17 protein-coding genes and 1 pseudogene are annotated in these 16,814 nt (G+C 59.0%); 6 read left to right on the forward strand and 12 right to left on the reverse strand.

The features are described from left to right. Positions 1–459: pseudogene (locus IMW75_RS14610) on the forward strand (hypothetical protein); the annotation flags it as partial. A 14-nt stretch (positions 460–473) separates the two neighbouring features. Beyond that, positions 474–1,052 (forward strand): MFS transporter, encoded by a 579-nt coding sequence (locus tag IMW75_RS14615; RefSeq protein ID WP_336512429.1) that lies wholly within the window; start codon positions 474–476, stop codon positions 1,050–1,052. Between the two features lie 48 nt (positions 1,053–1,100). Here the strand turns inward: IMW75_RS14615 and IMW75_RS14620 are convergent, their stop codons facing one another. From IMW75_RS14620 to exaC, 11 genes are all read right to left on the reverse strand, one after another. After that, complete coding sequence (locus IMW75_RS14620) at positions 1,101–1,265, reverse strand: SRPBCC family protein (RefSeq protein WP_205893026.1); 165 nt, start codon at positions 1,263–1,265, stop codon at positions 1,101–1,103. A 69-nt stretch (positions 1,266–1,334) separates the two neighbouring features. Then, positions 1,335–1,589 (reverse strand): helix-turn-helix domain-containing protein, encoded by a 255-nt coding sequence (locus IMW75_RS14625; RefSeq protein ID WP_205893027.1) that lies wholly within the window; start codon positions 1,587–1,589, stop codon positions 1,335–1,337. A 473-nt stretch (positions 1,590–2,062) separates the two neighbouring features. Further along, entirely contained in the window at positions 2,063–2,815 is a 753-nt protein-coding gene (locus IMW75_RS14630; RefSeq protein ID WP_205893028.1) for a S24 family peptidase, read from the reverse strand. A gap of 229 nt (positions 2,816–3,044) precedes the next feature. Next, positions 3,045–3,572 carry an inorganic diphosphatase gene (gene ppa, locus IMW75_RS14635; RefSeq protein WP_045061525.1) on the reverse strand — a complete coding sequence of 176 codons (528 nt, stop codon included), beginning with the start codon at positions 3,570–3,572 and terminating at the stop codon, positions 3,045–3,047. Positions 3,573–3,685: 113 nt separating this feature from the next. Then, on the reverse strand, positions 3,686–4,498 hold the full coding sequence (locus IMW75_RS14640) for a M90 family metallopeptidase (protein ID WP_205893029.1): 813 nt from the start codon (positions 4,496–4,498) through the stop codon (positions 3,686–3,688). Between the two features lie 6 nt (positions 4,499–4,504). Continuing rightward, positions 4,505–5,161 (reverse strand): DedA family protein, encoded by a 657-nt coding sequence (locus IMW75_RS14645; RefSeq protein WP_045061523.1) that lies wholly within the window; start codon positions 5,159–5,161, stop codon positions 4,505–4,507. Positions 5,162–5,481: 320 nt separating this feature from the next. Then, the gene (locus IMW75_RS14650; protein ID WP_045061522.1) at positions 5,482–5,940 is read right to left on the reverse strand and encodes a GNAT family N-acetyltransferase; all 459 of its coding nucleotides are present in this window, start codon (positions 5,938–5,940) and stop codon (positions 5,482–5,484) included. Positions 5,941–6,058: 118 nt separating this feature from the next. Then, positions 6,059–6,883 (reverse strand): ethanolamine ammonia-lyase subunit EutC, encoded by an 825-nt coding sequence (eutC, locus tag IMW75_RS14655; RefSeq protein ID WP_205893030.1) that lies wholly within the window; start codon positions 6,881–6,883, stop codon positions 6,059–6,061. Positions 6,884–6,891: 8 nt separating this feature from the next. Beyond that, complete coding sequence (locus IMW75_RS14660; protein WP_205893031.1) at positions 6,892–8,286, reverse strand: ethanolamine ammonia-lyase subunit EutB; 1,395 nt, start codon at positions 8,284–8,286, stop codon at positions 6,892–6,894. Positions 8,287–8,337: 51 nt separating this feature from the next. Next, the gene (eat, locus tag IMW75_RS14665; protein WP_045061519.1) at positions 8,338–9,789 is read right to left on the reverse strand and encodes an ethanolamine permease; all 1,452 of its coding nucleotides are present in this window, start codon (positions 9,787–9,789) and stop codon (positions 8,338–8,340) included. 148 nt (positions 9,790–9,937) lie between these two features. Next, positions 9,938–11,458, reverse strand: a complete 1,521-nt coding sequence (exaC, locus tag IMW75_RS14670; RefSeq protein ID WP_045061518.1) for an acetaldehyde dehydrogenase ExaC — start codon at positions 11,456–11,458, stop codon at positions 9,938–9,940. 299 nt (positions 11,459–11,757) lie between these two features. On the opposite strand from exaC, the gene IMW75_RS14675 reads away from it, so the two are divergent. The 4 genes from IMW75_RS14675 (at position 11,758) to IMW75_RS14690 (ending at position 16,106) form a co-directional block, all read left to right on the forward strand. After that, the gene (locus IMW75_RS14675) at positions 11,758–13,674 is read left to right on the forward strand and encodes a sigma-54-dependent Fis family transcriptional regulator (RefSeq protein WP_205893032.1); all 1,917 of its coding nucleotides are present in this window, start codon (positions 11,758–11,760) and stop codon (positions 13,672–13,674) included. 176 nt (positions 13,675–13,850) lie between these two features. Then, on the forward strand, positions 13,851–15,200 hold the full coding sequence (gene mpl / locus IMW75_RS14680) for a UDP-N-acetylmuramate:L-alanyl-gamma-D-glutamyl-meso-diaminopimelate ligase (protein ID WP_205893033.1): 1,350 nt from the start codon (positions 13,851–13,853) through the stop codon (positions 15,198–15,200). After that, entirely contained in the window at positions 15,197–15,829 is a 633-nt protein-coding gene (gene ubiX / locus IMW75_RS14685) for a flavin prenyltransferase UbiX (RefSeq protein ID WP_045061515.1), read from the forward strand. Before mpl ends, ubiX begins: the two co-directional genes overlap by 4 nt. Continuing rightward, positions 15,822–16,106: a YceK/YidQ family lipoprotein gene (locus tag IMW75_RS14690; protein ID WP_205893034.1), complete on the forward strand. Its 285-nt coding sequence runs from the start codon at positions 15,822–15,824 to the stop codon at positions 16,104–16,106. Before ubiX ends, IMW75_RS14690 begins: the two co-directional genes overlap by 8 nt. 52 nt (positions 16,107–16,158) lie before the next feature. On the opposite strand, the gene IMW75_RS14695 is transcribed toward IMW75_RS14690, so the two are convergent. Then, on the reverse strand, positions 16,159–16,800 hold the full coding sequence (locus IMW75_RS14695) for an oxidoreductase (protein WP_045061513.1): 642 nt from the start codon (positions 16,798–16,800) through the stop codon (positions 16,159–16,161). Positions 16,801–16,814 lie beyond the last annotated feature (14 nt).

A 16,814-nucleotide genomic window follows, 5' to 3' on the forward strand; every position in this document is an offset into this window, starting at 1 on the left:
CTGGCTGAGGCCCTGGATATGACCGATTTGAATGGCGGCGCGTTCTTCGACGCTGAGTTCGTGATAGGACATGGGGCAGCACCGTACCGGAAAGGTCAGGTGTTGCACTCAGTTTTTGCCGCCGCCGGTCTAGCTAATATGCTATATTTTCCAGCATTAGCGATATCAATTAAGCAGCTAGTGTCAGCGGACTGTAGAACAGATTTCTTTAGTTACTCTAGCCTGCTTGATCAACTTACAAAAATATCCACTCCACTTCTCGCTGGAGTACTCACTATTTTTCTGCCTGTGCAATCAATATTTTTGGTTTCAGTCGCACTTCTACTTGCGGCTGTGCCCTTTTTAAGATTTATATGGCCTAGCTTGCAGCCAACTCTGCCAAATGCTGTGCTTACTATAAGGTCAGTTTTTATCGACCTTATAAACGGAGTTAAAATCTTTCGATCTTTCGATCTTTAGACTTTTAGTTAAAAATAGGTTTTTTTTACTCGCTCTTAACATCTCTCGCTTTGGCTAGCTACGACCCTCACCTTGCATCGCTCATAACGTCTCTTCAATTTCCAGCGATTGTTTTTTCCTTAATAGTATCCTCTACCGCAGCGGGTGCTGTATGTGCTGCCATTGCGGTTAAATTTAAAATAATAAAGTTTAATGAAATAAAGTTGCGGACTCTTGGGTTGGTTTTTTTTAGTGCCGGGGTCTTGTCTGCATGTATTATTTTGTATTTCTCTTCTGTTATCCACCCTGCTTATTTTATGGTCTCTTGGCTTCTAAATGGATTTGGCTACGAGCTATTGATTATATCTTCTAATGTCATACTTCAAAATCTCTGTCCAGCAGAAAAGTTAGGAAGGGTTTCAGCGTCATTCAGAAGCCTGCAAATGCTCTGTATCGTCTTAGGCCCAATATTAGGTAGTCTGCTTATTTCAATGTTTGGTCGGGCCTCACCTTTTATTTTGGCTTCTACATTAACTTTGCTCACTGCAGTATTGGCGATTTATTTCCAGTGTGTGTCGAAGCGCATCGAAAATGCAGAATCACAAATGATGTGAGTTTGCCTCCGTCGTTCGACAGAGAAACCCAGGCTTGCGTCATTACCCTCAATACGCAACAACAGTTGTCCCCCCCACCGTCAGATCATTCGCTGCATGAGTGGTGCGCCAATCATCAGTGGCGTCCCATTGCAGGATATCCCCGGGATTATTGAACGCCTGCCAGGTTTCACCGATGGGCGCGGCAACGCTCGTTTGGATCTTGATTTTCATAATGTAAAAGCCATTCCGGCACAAACCGGGCGTCCAGTGGCAAGTACGCGCATGTAGTGGCCGCTCGCTCTAGGCATGGCGGTTCCTGATTAGCATTTGTTCTATCTCGGTCAGGATGCGGTGCGGGTCAGCACCCAGATTCATGGAGACCTCGAGGAATTCAATCACGTCGAGCCTGCGCTCTCCACGCTCATACTTCGATACGTAGGACTGAGGTCGGCCCAGCTTTTCGGACAGCTCTTGCTGAGTGAGCTGCGAGGTCTTCCGTGCCTCGACCAAAAGCGCGAGAAAGTGTTGATACGGTGCTGTGTGAATCGTCTTCATGCTGATCTGCCGATTTTTTACCAACAGATCAAATAAACCTTTTTCAGGTTTATCCCAAAACGGGTTTGGCCCGTTTTAGGTTTGTGGTAGATTCTGATTTTCTTCGCAGACGTTGGGAGCATGTCGTGGCGTCGACCAGCACAAGAGCAATCAGGAAGGATGCCAAAGCGGACAGGTTTATTTCAGGCATTAAAAAGCCGGCTTGTGGCCGGCTTCTCGGGGACTGGCTTGATTCATTTTTGGTAAACCGCGCCAGCCTTCAAAACGTACACCCGGCTCTTGCGTCCGGCTGTGGGACCTGGGGAGAAAATCATCTGCCAGGTCGGTGCGATCTGGGCCTCGGAAGGGTCGATGCGCAAATGTGGGGCGCAGCATACTGATTTTTGTGGGCAATTCCCAGTGTGACGTGGCCGGTAGAGCGTTTCGGTGTGTAGCAGCTAGCTGCACAGCTGCTACAGGTCAGTTCGTCAGGTTTACAGGAACGGCACGATCGGCCGGCGTTTGTTGAGGGTGGACCACCAGAAGACCCAGCCGAGCACGCGGATGTTTTCTTCTTCGATTTGCGCCGAGCGGAAGACTTCGTCGGGGTATTGGGCGTTGTTGTGACTGCGCATGCGAATGGCGTTGCCGGGCACGCGGTGCAGGTATTTGATCAGGAGCATACCATCGTGTTCGACGGCGTAGATCTCGCCGTCGATGATTTGAGTGAGTCCGCGATCGATTGCGAGCAGGGAGCCGTCTTCGATTTTCTCGGCCATGCTGTTGCCCATCATTCGTGCGCAAATGGCGTCGGAATATTTGATTTCCAGGGAGTCGAGGTCGCAGCGGGGCAGGCGGATGAAGTTTTCCGGGTCCTTGCCGACGTGGGTTTTGCTGGAGCCGGGTGTAATTGGCATTTCCTTGTAGAAGGGCACTTCGACATCCGTCGGCTCGATCACCTGGTAGGTGCCGCGGATGGCATGGGCGTCGAAGATGTTGCCGGTGTTTTCGATCTGGCGCGCTTCCGTGGCGTCCTTGGGGCCTTCGCCGATTTTCAGCCAGGCGCTGTTGATGGACAGAATCCTGGCGACTTCTTCCATGCGGTACTCGGGCACGCCTCGGGTGTACCAGTTATGGACGTTTTGCGCATTGGAGATCTGCAGGAAGTCGGCGAATGCCGTCGTCGTGATCTTCGCTTCCTCGAGGGCTGCCTTGAATCGTTTGCCACAGGTTTTGTTCTTTTTCATAAACGCGAGTTTAATGCGGCGGGCCAAGGCTTTGAATCAACGAGCCGTTCAAATATCGCCTGATTTTTGCCACGGGATGTAAGACGCTTTGTAGGAAAATTAAACAAAGAAAAACCAATTCGGCTTGTTGTTAAACACATTGTTTAAGGCGCTTTTCAGCGCCCATAAAAAACCCCGGGTCTCCGGGGTTTTTCTTGAAGCTGCAAGCTTGGGGCTCGAAGCGGCTTCTTTAGCCTTTATAGGCCGCAACCGACTTCATGATCTCGGTGCGGGCTGCTTCTGCGTCGCCCCAACCTTCGATCTTCACCCATTTGCCTTTTTCGAGGTCTTTGTAGTTCTCGAAGAAGTGCTTGATCTGTTCCAGCAGCAGGGCTGGCAGATCGGTGTATTCCTTCACGTCGACGTACAGCTGGGACAGCTTGTCGTGCGGGACTGCGATGACTTTGGCATCGCCGCCGCCGTCGTCGGTCATGTGCAGGATGCCGACCGGACGAGCGCGGATCACCGAGCCTGGGGCAACCGGGTAAGGGGTTACGACCAGCACGTCGAGGGGGTCACCGTCGTCAGCCAGGGTGTTCGGGATGAAACCGTAGTTGGCCGGGTAGAACATCGGGGTGGCCATGAAACGGTCAACGAACAGGCAATCGCTGTCTTTGTCGATTTCGTACTTGATCGGCGCGTGGTTGGCCGGAATCTCGATCGCGACGTAGATGTCGTTCGGCAGGTCTTTGCCAGCCGGAATCTTGCTGTAGCTCATTGGGCGGTGCCCCCGTTAGTTGACCAAAAACACTTGGCCGGATTGACCAAAAAGTGGCGGCGATTATAGGCATATTCCGCCGTCGATGCCACGTACCAAGGGTCGTAGAGACCTTAGTCGTGTGCCTGATAGACCGGGTCTTCGGCCTGAAGTTGCCGCAGCCGGGCGAGCGGGTCCTGCCGGTAAAACAGCTTCAGCTGCTCGTAGACCTGAGGATACGCCTCGTGCAGCAAATCCGGGGCGCTGAAGAAGTATTCGCTGGTGACGGCAAAGAACTCCGCAGGATTCTCTGCGGCGTACGGGTCAATGGCGGTCTGGGCGTCGGGATCTTGGTCCAGTTGCCCATCGAGGTCGTCGTACGCCTGCTGCATGACCCGGGCCCAGTCGCTGACCCGCATGTCGGCATGCAGCGGCGGCAGGCCGTTGGCGTCGCCGTTGAGCATGTCGAGTTTGTGTGCGAGTTCGTGGATGACCAGGTTGTAGCCTTCCCAGCCGCCGCTGGCCATCACGCCCGGCCAGGCGAGGATGATCGGGCCTTGCTGCCAGGCTTCACCGCTGTGTTCGCCATCCCACTCATGCTCGACGCCGCTCGCGTCGCGATGGCGCTGAGGGCTGAGGAAGTCATCCGGGTACAGAACGATCTCGTGAAAACCCTGATACCAGTTCAGGTCACCCAGGTGCAGCAACGGCAATTGCGCCTGGACGGCCAACAGCAGGCGCTGTTCCTGGTGCAGTTCGACGCCGGGCAGGGCGGTCAGGTGTTTATCGTCGAGGAACAGCACGCTGGCTTCACGCAGCCACTGGTCTTCCTCGGCGCTGATGCCGTCGAGGAAGCTCAAATGATGGCGCACCCGTTGCCACAGGTCGTCGGCAATCGGGTGCTTTGCCAGGATGCGCTGGCGCCGCCAGGCGCTCAGGGACCACATGGCCGGTCAGTGTTGGGCGGTTTTGGAGCTGGAGCCACCCATGCGGCTGCGCACGATACCGATGATCATCGGAATCAGCGACAGCAGAATGATGCCGACCACCAGCAACGACAGGTTGGTCTTGATGAACGGTACGTTGCCGAAGAAGTAGCCCAGCGTCACCAGCCCGCCGACCCAGAGGATGGTGCCCAGTACGCTGAAAAAGAAGAAACGCGGGTAAGGCATCCTGGCAACGCCGGCGACGAACGGTGCGAAGGTGCGGATGATCGGCAGGAAGCGCGCCAGGGTCACCGTTTTGCCACCGTGCTTGTCGTAGAAGTCGTGGGTCTGCTGCAAGTAGTCGCGACGAAAGATTTTCGAGTTGGGGTTGCTGAACAAGCGCTCGCCCGCCGTTCGTCCGATCACGTAGTTGGTGCTGTCGCCGAGGATGGCCGCCAGCATCAACAGGCCTCCCAGCAGTACCGGGTCCATGCCGCCACCGGCGGCTACGGCACCGGCGATGAACAACAGGGAATCGCCCGGCAGGAACGGCATGACCACCAGGCCGGTCTCGCAGAAGATCACCAGGAACAGAATGGCGTAGATCCATGGCCCGTAGTTGTTGACCAGCAAATCGAGGTAGACGTCGAGATGCAGGATAAGGTCGAGCGGGTTGAAATCCATGGAAAGCACCTGTGGTGACGGCCCGACTCAGCAAGCCTGTGCGAATGACTACGCGAAAAGGCCTACAAGGGGATGTAGTTTTTCTTACGAGCCGAAAAGGTCGGCATTATACGAGCTGACAACTGAAAAGCCCGTTGAGTTTGTAGCGGGGGATGTCGGGGAGACCGGCGGTGTATTCGGCAGGGTTTTGTGTGGGCTGCTCGCGATCTGGTGTGTCATGCAGCAACTGAGGTGAATGTGCCACCGCTATCGCGAGCAAGCTTTGCTCCCACAGTAAAGGGTGAGCGTGCACCCTCAGTCGCGAGCTCCGGGTGTATCGCTCAGAGTTCGTCGCTGATCGGCAGCACGTAGTTCTTGAACTCGGTGTCTTCCTTGAAGCCAATGGACTCGTAGGTTTTCTGCGCGACTTCGTTATCACTGCTGGTGGAAACGCGCATGCGCACGGCGTTGGTGTCCTTGGCCATCTTCTTCGCAGTGCGGATCAGATTGTCGGCCACCAGTTGGCGCCGGGCATCTTCGGCGACGTAGATGTCGTTCAGGATCCACACGCGTTTGAGCGACAGCGAAGAAAAGCTTGGGTACAGCTGGCAGAAGCCCATCAGCTTGCTGTCGTCATCGGATACGGCCAGGTAAATCACCGACTCCTTGCGACGCAGGCGTTTTTCGAGGAACGCCCGGGATGAGTCCGGATAAGGCAGGGAGCCATAGAACTCGCGGTATTTGACGAATAACGGGGTCAGCATGTCCAGGTGTTCGAGGGTCGCTTGAATAATCCGCATCGATAGGTCTCGTCTTCAAGTGGCTGTCTTCACGTGCTCTGGCGGCGAACGGTTCTCACTCGGCAGCCGTGCGTCGATCCTGCCTGAAACCGCAGGCCAAACGCAATGCGGAAACGGTTCAGGCTTCTGGTGGGCTGAGCAGGAAGTTGCCTTTCATTTCAACGTCCGGGTCCGCTTCGAGGGTTTGCACCTGGGCCTCATCCTTCAGATTGACCCCGGATAACTGCCGCCGACAGGCCTCGCGCATCAGGTACAGCAAACGATGGGCCGCCATGCCGTAGCTCAAGCCCTCGAGACGAACGTTGGAAATACAGTTGCGATAGGCATCGGTCAGTCCGACCTTGGGGTTGTAGGTGAAGTACAGCCCCAGGCTGTCCGGCGAGCTGAGGCCGGGGCGTTCGCCAATCAGTATGACTACCATCTTTGCGCCCAGCAGCTCGCCGATTTCGTCACCCACGGCGACTCGACCCTGTTCCACCAGGATCACCGGCGACACTGACCAGCCTTCGGCCTGGATCTGTTCTTCCATGCGCTCCAGGAAAGGCAGGGTGTGCCGATGCACGGCCAGCGCCGACAGGCCGTCGGCCACCACGATGACCAGGTCCACTCCGCCGGGGTTGGCTTGTGCGTGTTCGCGCAGGGTCTGGGCCGACTCGTCGCTCAATTTCCGGCCCAGATCGGGGCGTTGCAGATAGCTGTGGCGGTCGGTGGCGGCACTGCGCAGCAGCAGGCTTTGACGTGCGCGTTGATCAAGTTGTGCACTGATAGCGGAGTGATCAAACGGCAGATGCACTGCGTCCCGCGCCTGGGCGTGGGCCAGCTGGAAGTCCAGCTGGGCACTGGTGGGCATGCTGGTGCCAGTTCGTCCGAGGGCGATCCGCGCCGGTGTCAGGCGGCGCAGTTCCAGCCAGGGGTTTTGCGGATCAACAGGTGGTTTGTCCATATCAACACTCATCCCAATTGCGCCAAGGCCTGGCGGAAAGCCGGGGGCAGGTTGTTGCCGAAGAGGACCTTGCCGTCCGCCTGGGTGAAGATGCCCATCCTGGCCAGCCACTGTTCGAATTCCGGCGCGGGTTTCAGGCCCAGGGTCTGCCGGGCATAGAGCGCGTCATGGAACGAGGTGGTCTGGTAGTTGAGCATGATGTCGTCGGAGCCGGGGATGCCCATGATGAAATTGATCCCGGCAACGCCCAGCAAGGTCAGCAGGGTGTCCATGTCGTCCTGGTCGGCTTCAGCGTGGTTGGTGTAGCAGATGTCGCAGCCCATGGGCACGCCCAGCAGCTTGCCGCAGAAGTGATCCTCGAGGCCGGCGCGGATGATTTGCTTGCCGTTGTACAGGTATTCGGGGCCGATAAACCCGACCACCGTGTTCACCAGGAACGGTTTGAAATGTCGCGCAACGGCGTAGGCCCGGGTTTCACAAGTCTGTTGATCGACCCCGTGGTGGGCGTTGGCGGACAACGCACTGCCCTGGCCGGTCTCGAAATACATCAGGTTCTTCCCCAGAGTGCCGCGATTCAGGCTTAGCCCGGCGTCGTAGCCTTCCTGCAGGACATTGAGGTTGATGCCGAAACTGGCATTGGCCGCTTCGGTGCCGGCGATGGACTGGAACACCAGGTCCAGGGGAACTCCGCGATTGACCGCTTCGATGGAGGTCGTGACATGGGTCAGCACACACGCCTGGGTCGGGATGTCATAGCGCTGGATGATGGCATCGAGCATTTCCAGCATCGCGCAGATGGAGGCGATGCTGTCGGTGGCCGGGTTGATCCCGATCATGGCGTCGCCGTTGCCATACAGCAGGCCATCGAGAATGCTCGCGGCAATGCCGGCGGGTTCGTCGGTGGGGTGATTGGGCTGCAAACGAGTGGAGAGCCGGCCGCGCAAGCCCATCGTGCCGCGGAACCGGGTGACCACGCGGATCTTCTGCGCGACCAGCACCAGGTCCTGTACGCGCATGATCTTCGATACGGCAGCGACCATTTCCGGGATCAGGCCAGGTGCGAGGGCGCGCAGGCTCTGTTCGTCGGCGTGGTCGCTGAGCAGCCAGTCGCGAAAACCGCCGACGGTTAAGTGGCTGACCACCGCGAAGGCCTGCTTGTCGTGGGTGTCGATGATCAGCCGGGTGACTTCATCGGCTTCATAGGGGATTAGTACTTCCTGCAGGAAGTGGGTCAGCGGGATGTCGGCCAGCGCCATTTGCGCGGCCACCCGCTCGCCGTCGTTGAGCGCGGCAACGCCGGCCAGGAAGTCCCCGGAGCGTGCCGGGCTGGCCTTGGCCATGACGTCCTTGAGGCTTTCGAACCGATAGACCTGGGCGCCGACGGTGTGAGCAAAACTAGCCATACAGATTCTCCGTGACGGCGCAGGCCGGGCCTGCGCCGTGGTTTGCGGCGGTCAGTGCAAGGCTTTTTCAGCGGCCTGAATCGCCGCGAACTCTTCTTCGGGCGTGCCTGCTACCAAGTGATGCCGACTGTAGAACGCAAAGTAAGCAATTAACACTCCATAGATGATCGCTGCGCCGATGACCACCCGCGGATCCACCAGGAAGCCCGCCACTACCGCGATGCAGGCCAGTACCAGGGCTACGCCGGAGGTGAAGATGCCGCCCGGCGTACGGTATGGCCGATCCATTTTGGGGCGGCGAATGCGCAGGGTGATGTGGGCGGCCATCATCAGGACGTAGGAAATGGTCGCGCCGAACACGGCCACGAGGATGAGCAGGTCACCCTGGCCGGTCAGCGACAGGCCGAAACCGATAATCCCTGGAATGATCAGCGCCAGCACCGGTGCTTTGCTTTTATTGGTTTCAGACAGTTTGCGCGGCAGGTAGCCGGCGCGGGACAGGGCGAAAATCTGCCGCGAATAGGCATAGATGATCGAGAAAAAGCTGGCGATCAGGCCTGCAAGGCCCACCAGGTTGACGAAGCCGCCCATCCAGGTCGAACCGCCATACGCTTTGCTCAAGGCTTCGACCAGCGGGTTGCCCGAGGTCAGCAGCGCGTTGGCACCTGCACCACCGGGCCCAATGACCAGGATCAGCAGGGCAAAGCTCACCAGCACCAGCATCGCGCCGATCAGGCCGCGGGGCAGGTCGCGTTTCGGGTTCTTGGTTTCTTCTGCCGCCAGCGGCACACCTTCGACCGCGAGGAAGAACCAGATCGCGTAGGGAATCGCGGCCCACACGCCGACGTAACCAAAGGGCAGGAAGCTGCTCGCGCCCTTGGCGTCCGTTACGGGAATGTCCAGCAGGTTGGCGACGTTGAAGTGCGGCACCATCGCCACCAGAAATACGCCCAGGGCCAGCGCGGCAACGGCGGTGATGATAAACATCAGCTTCAGGGCCTCACCGACACCGAAGATGTGGATGGCGATGAAGATGATGTAGAACGCCAGGTAGATCATCCAGCCGCCAATGCCGAACAATGACTCGCAATAGGCGCCGATAAACACCGCGATCGCTGCGGGTGCGATGGCGTACTCGATCAGAATCGCTGTTCCGGTCAGGAATCCGCCCCAGGGGCCGAATGCGCTGCGGGCAAAACCGTAACCGCCACCAGCGGTAGGAATCATGGAAGACAGTTCGGCCAGTGAAAAGCACATGCACAGGTACATGGTGGCCATCAGCAATGTGGCGAGGAACATGCCACCCCAGCCACCTTGGGCGAGGCCGAAGTTCCACCCGGCGTAATCTCCGGAAATGACGTAGGCCACGCCGAGGCCGACCAGCAGGACCCAGCCGGCGGCGCCTTTTTTCAGTTCACGTTGCTGGAAGTATTGCGAGTCGACTTTTTCAAAGTCCACGGAAGAGCCGGTCGCCGGGACGCCCGAAGGGGATTCGCTAGGCATAGGGTTCACCATTCTTATTGTTTTGGGTGGGCCTTGTGGGGTGTGAGCCTGCTCGCGATGGCGGTGGATCATTCAACTGATGCGTTGAAAGGGTGAACCGCTATCGCGAGCAGGCTCGCTCCCACAGGGGGAGCAAGTGCTGCGAGTTTTAGAAGAAGCCCAGCGGATTGATGTCGTAGCTCACCAGCAGGTTTTTGGTCTGCTGATAGTGGTCGAGCATCATTTTGTGGGTTTCACGACCGACGCCGGATTTTTTGTAACCGCCGAACGCGGCGTGCGCCGGGTACAGGTGGTAGCAGTTGGTCCATACGCGACCGGCCTTGATGGCGCGGCCCATGCGGTAGGCGCGGTTGATGTCACGGGTCCAAAGGCCGGCACCCAGGCCGAACTCGGTGTCGTTGGCGATGGCCAGGGCTTCGGCTTCGTCCTTGAAGGTGGTGATGCTCACCACCGGGCCAAAGATTTCTTCCTGGAACACGCGCATTTTGTTGGTGCCCTTGAGCAGGGTCGGCTGGATGTAATACCCGGTCGCCAGGTTGCCCTCGAGTTTTTCCACCTTGCCGCCGGTCAGCAGCTCCGCGCCTTCGCCCTTGGCAATTTCCAGGTACGACAGAATCTTGTCGAACTGCTGCTCGGACGCCTGTGCGCCGACCATGGTGTCGGTGTCCAGCGGGTCGCCCCGCTTGATCTGCAGGACTTTTTTCATCACCACTTTCATGAAGTCGTCGTAGATCGACTCCTGCACCAGTGCGCGGGACGGGCAGGTGCAGACTTCGCCCTGGTTGAAGAATGCCAGCACCAGGCCTTCAGCGGCCTTTTCAATGAAAGTTTCTTCAGCGTCCATGATGTCGGCGAAGAAGATGTTCGGCGACTTGCCGCCCAGCTCCACGGTGGACGGGATGATATTTTCGGCGGCGCATTTCATGATGTGCGAGCCCACCGGGGTCGAGCCGGTGAACGCGATCTTGGCGATGCGTTTGCTGGTGGCGAGCGCTTCGCCGGCTTCTTTGCCGAAGCCTTGCACGACGTTGAGCACGCCCGGCGGCAGCAGGTCGCCGATCAGCTCCATCAGCACGGTGATGCCCAGTGGAGTTTGCTCGGCTGGCTTGAGCACTACGCAGTTACCGGCGGCCAGCGCCGGGGCGAGTTTCCAGGCGGCCATCAGGATCGGGAAGTTCCACGGGATGATCTGCCCGACCACGCCCAGGGGCTCATGGATGTGATAGGCCACGGTGTTGCCGTCGATCTCGGCAGCGCTGCCTTCCTGGGCGCGCAGGCAACCGGCGAAGTAGCGGAAATGGTCGGCCGCCAGCGGGATGTCGGCATTCAGGGTTTCGCGCACGGCCTTGCCGTTGTCCCACGACTCGGTGATCGCCAGGACTTCCAGGTTCTGCTCGATACGATCGGCAATTTTCAGCAGTACCAGCGAACGCGCCTGGGCAGAAGTGCTGCCCCAGGCGTCAGCGGCGGCGTGTGCAGCGTCCAGCGCCTTGTCGATATCTTCGGCGGTGGAACGCGGGAATTCGGCGATGGGCTGGCCATTGACTGGCGAGGTATTGGTGAAGTACTGACCTTTGACAGGCGCGACGAACTCGCCGCCGATGTAGTTACCGTATTTGCTTTTGAACGAAACGATAGCGCCTTCAGTACCGGGGTGAGCGTAACGCATGATGGTTCTCCTTGGCTTTTATGCTTATTGAGGGAGTGGCGCATGTGCGCTTGCCATAAGCGTAGAGCAAAGGTTGGGCCACTGCCTTGCAGGGCAGGGGAATCAAGGGGTTGCGCGGTTTTTCTCGGACGGGTGGGCGGGCGCTGTGACGGTATCGGCACAGCGTGGGTGACAGTTTGTGCCGGATTTGCCACACCTTGTGACTGGGCAGTCTTGCCAGCATTGCAATGCGCTGGAGCCTGGAGGATGCTCAGTGGGCGTGATGGACCGCGTAGGACCTCTCGGGAGAATAATAAGAGATGCAAGACAATCATTTGAGCCGCCATGCCCAGCAGGTCATGACCGTCACCCAGGGCAAGTCACACCTGCATGGCCCTGGCAGTGATCCGTCCATCGCCCGTTCGTGGCTGCGTTGTCTTGAGGATTATCACCTTGACCCTTCCCTGACGATGGCGCCCACGGTGCTGGAGCACGGCCGCGTGCTGGAAAGTCGCGAGCGCTTGCAGCAAGTGCTGCATATCGCCGGTACTGAAATGACCAGCCTGCACCAGCAATTGTCCGGCGCCGGTCATGCCGTGCTGCTGACCGATGCCCGGGGGGTGATTCTCAACTGTGTCACGGCGCCTGCCGAACGCAAGATCTTCGAGCGTGCCGGCCTCTGGCTGGGCGCCGACTGGAGCGAAGCGTGCGAAGGCACCAATGGCATCGGCACCTGCCTGGTGGAGCGTCAGTCGCTGACCATCCATCAGGATGAACATTTTCGCGGGCGTCACACCGGCCTGACCTGTTCGGCGAGCCCCGTGTTTGACCCGCATGGCGAGCTGCTGGCGGTGCTCGACGTGTCCTCGGCGCGCCACGATGTATCGCGCCAGAGCCAGTTCCACACCATGGCCCTGGTCAACCTCTCGGCGAAGATGATCGAGAGCTGTTACTTCCTGCGCTATTTCGATAATCAATGGCTGCTGCGCTTTCACCTGCAAGCCGAATCCGTCGGGCTGTTCAGCGAAGGCTTGCTGGCATTTGACGGGGAAGGGCGGATCAGCGCCGTCAACCAGAGCGCCCTGAATCTGTTGGGGCACATTCGCGGCGGGCTGCTCGGCAAGCCCGTCGAGGCGTTTTTCGATTGTTCGCTGGACGAGCTGCTCGGTCGTGCAAGTATCAATGCCAGCGCCAGTTGGCCACTGCGCACCCGTGACGGGCGCAACCTGTTCGCCTTGTTGCGCGGGCAATCGCGCAGTGTTGCGGCACCACTAGTAAAGAGCCCGGTAGCGCCGCAGCAACCGCGTCCTGCCGGCATTTGCCTGGGGGATACGTCGCTGCAGGAGGATTTTCGCAAGTCCTTGCGAGTCTTCGAGCGTGACGTGCCGCTGCTGATCAACGGCGAGACGGGCTCGGGCAAGGAGGCTTTTGCCAAAGCCGTGCACAACGCCAGCCAGCGCTGCGAAAAAGCATTCGTCGCGCTCAATTGTGCGGCCATCCCCGAAAGCCTGATCGAAAGTGAGTTGTTCGGCTATCGCGGCGGCAGTTTCACCGGGGCGCGCAAGGAAGGCATGCGAGGCAAACTACAGCAGGCGGATGGCGGCACCCTGTTCCTGGATGAGATCGGTGACATGCCCCTGGCATTGCAAACCCGCCTGCTCAGGGTGCTGGAAGATCGCCAGGTGGTGCCGATCGGCGGTGAACCGGAGGCGGTGGATGTACGCATCATCAGTGCGACTCACCGTAACTTGCTGGGGCGGGTGCAGGACGGCAGTTTCCGCGAAGACTTGTATTACCGGCTCAATGGACTCGAAGTCGCCTTGCCGGCGCTGCGCGAACGCTCCGATAAATCGCAGTTGCTCGATTTCCTGCTGGCCGAGGAGGCCGGCTCGGACGCTGTGCTGATTGAAGAGCCTGCGCGCCAGGCGCTGCTCGGGTTTGCCTGGCCGGGTAATGTGCGCCAACTGCGCAATGTGCTGCGCACCTTGGCGGCATTGTGCGACGGCGGGCGGATCGGTCTTGCGGACTTGCCGGCAATGATTCGCCAGGCGTTGCCGCAAACGTATATTGCCCCGGCACCATCGGAGCATCCGCTGGAGGATGCCGAGCGGTTGGCCTTGCTCAATGCGCTGGAGCAAACGCGCTGGCACATGACTCACACGGCCGAGCAGCTGGGTGTCAGCCGAAATACCCTGTATCGCAAACTTCGCAAGCACGGCCTAAGCCGATCCCTGTAGGAGCGAGCTTGCTCGCGAAAAACCAGAGAACAATGTGCTCATTCAGAATACACGCGTCATCGTTGACGTTTTTCGCGAGCAAGCTCGCTCCTTCAGGGTAGGCGGTGATCTTGAAACACAGGGTGCGAATTTTGCCTCCCTAGGCTAACCTGCGGCCATGTTTTACGAGGTCGACTATGCACATTCATATTCTTGGTATCTGCGGCACTTTCATGGGTTCGATGGCGGTCCTGGCCAAAGAGCTGGGCCATCGTGTCACGGGCTCCGATGCCAACGTCTACCCGCCAATGAGCACTCAGCTTGAGGCTCAGGGCATTGAGTTGACCCAGGGTTACGATCCCGCGCAACTGGACCCGGCTCCGGATCTGGTGGTGATTGGCAACGCCATGTCCCGCGGTAACCCGGCAGTCGAATACGTCCTGAACAAAGGCCTGCCGTATGTCTCCGGCCCGCAGTGGCTGGCGGACCATGTGCTGCAAGGCCGCTGGGTGCTGGCCGTCGCCGGGACCCATGGCAAGACCACTACCAGCAGCATGCTCGCCTGGGTGCTGGAACACGCGGGCATGAGCCCGGGTTTCCTGATCGGCGGCGTGCCGCAGAATTTCTCGGTGTCGGCGCGTCTGGGTGAAACGCCGTTCTTCGTCATCGAAGCAGACGAATACGACAGTGCCTTTTTCGACAAGCGCTCCAAATTCGTTCATTACCGTCCGCGCACCGCGATCCTGAATAACCTTGAGTTCGATCATGCGGACATCTTCCCGGATCTGCCGGCTATCGAACGGCAGTTTCACCATTTGGTCCGAACCATCCCGAGTGAAGGCCTGGTGATCCATCCGACTACCGAGCCTGCCCTGCAACGGGTGATCGACATGGGTTGCTGGACACCTGTGCAGACCACCGGTGCCGGCGGCCAGTGGCAGGCCAGGCTGCTCAGCGAAGACGGCTCGAAATTCGAAGTGATGTTCGAAGACAAGGTCCAGGGCGTGGTGGAGTGGGACATGACAGGCCAGCACAACGTTGCCAATGCCTTGGCAACCCTGGCGGCGGCGCGACATGTCGGCGTGGTGCCGTCCATGGGCATCGCAGCCCTGAGCGCCTTCAAAAGCGTGAAGCGGCGGATGGAGAAAGTGGCGGAAGTTCGCGGCATCACCATCTATGACGACTTCGCTCACCACCCGACGGCTATCGCCACGACGCTCGACGGCCTGCGCAAGCGAATCGGCGACGCACCGCTGATTGCGATCATCGAACCGCGTTCCAACTCCATGAAACTTGGCGCACACCGTGATGGCCTGCCGGAAAGCGTGGTCGATGCCGACCAGGTGATCTGGTATGCCCCGGCCAATCTTGGCTGGGACCTGGGCGCGACCGCCGCGCTGTGCACGGTACCGTCGATTGTCAGTGATTCCCTGGAAGGCATCATCGAACGCGTGAAGAGCCAGGCCCAGCCCGGCACTCACGTGGTGATCATGAGCAACGGCGGCTTCGGCGGCCTGCACGGCAAACTTGCCGAGGCGCTGCAATGAACAACGGTCCGGAACGCATCACGCTGGCGATGACCGGCGCTTCGGGCGCCCAATACGGCTTGCGCCTGCTGGACTGCCTGGTGCGCGAAGACCGCGAGGTGCACTTTCTGATCTCGAAGGCGGCGCAATTGGTGATGGCCACCGAGACTGACGTTTCGCTACCACCGAAAACCCAGATGATGCAGGCGTTCCTGACCGAATACACCGGCGCTGCCGCCGGGCAGATTCGCGTCTATGGCAAGGAAGACTGGATGTCGCCGGTCGCTTCGGGCTCCGGGGCCCCGGCGGCGATGGTGGTGGTGCCCTGTTCCACCGGGACTTTGTCGGCCATCGCCACCGGGGCCTGCAACAACCTGATCGAACGGGCGGCCGATGTCACCTTGAAAGAGCGTCGCCAGCTGATCCTGGTGCCCCGTGAAGCGCCTTATTCGAGCATTCATCTGGAGCACATGCTCAAGCTGTCGAACATGGGCGTGACCATTCTGCCGGCATCGCCGGGCTTCTATCATCAGCCGCAGACGATTGATGACCTGATCGATTTTGTCGTGGCGCGGATTCTCAACCTGCTGAACATTCCCCAGGACATGCTGCCGCGTTGGGGCGAACACCATCTGACCAGCGATGAATAAGCTGCTGTTGGTCGTCCTCGCGCTGCAACTGGGCGGCTGTGCCACGGCACGCACGCTGGATGCCGCCAAGCCCGGGGCGCCAGTGGTTTATTCGGGGACTCGTCTGGACTTGTATGCCTTGAACGGCGGGTGCTGCGCCATGGATCGCTTTGGCGCTGAGGCTCCCAGCTACCCTGGCGTAGACCTGCCGGCGAGTGCGTTGCTGGATACGCTGCTGTTGCCGTTGTCGTTGTTGACGGTGATTGGCGTGGGTTTTCAGGCGACTGGGGGATTGTGAAAGTCAAAAGATCGTCCGATCGCGGCCCGAGCCTTCGGACGATCTTTTGATCTTATTTACCTAACTTACGTAATTCATCCGACTCAACCACCCGAACCCCATCCTGTTCTTCCAGTGCCAGGCGCCACATCGCCCGCGCCAGTTGGCAGGCTTCGATCCCGTGGTACTTGCCCGGAATCAGCCGGGATAACGGCCCGACGACCTTTTCAGCCAGGCGTGGCTCAACTCGATCACCCAGCAGTAGAGAAGGGCGGCAGATAGTCAATTGCGGCCAGTCTTGCGCGCGCAAGGCTTGTTCCATCTCGCCTTTGACCCGGTTATAGAACACCGACGACTTCGGATCCGCACCCAGCGCGCTGACCACGATCAGGTGCCGAGCGCCCATCTCCCGGGCGCGTTTGGCGAATGCCACTACCATGTCCAGGTCCACGGCGCGGAACGCCTGTTCCGAGCCGGCCTGCTTGATGGTTGTGCCGAGGCAGCAGTAGGCAATGTCCACGCGGCCGTTGAGTTGCGGCAGAAACACCGCCGGGTCGCCGACAGGGTTTTCCAGGTGGGGGTGCTTGGCCAATGGCCGGCGTGAGGGCGCCAAAACCCGGTTAATCGTGGGTTCATTAAGCAGGCGGTCAAGCAAGTGTTCACCGGTCAAACCGGTAGCTCCGGCAAGCAATACGTGCTGAGGCGTCAAGTACATAGTGTTTCTCCCTT

Origin of the sequence: Pseudomonas gregormendelii, from assembly GCF_017114825.1 — a bacterium.
Taxonomy (GTDB): Bacteria; Pseudomonadota; Gammaproteobacteria; order Pseudomonadales; family Pseudomonadaceae; genus Aquipseudomonas; species Aquipseudomonas gregormendelii.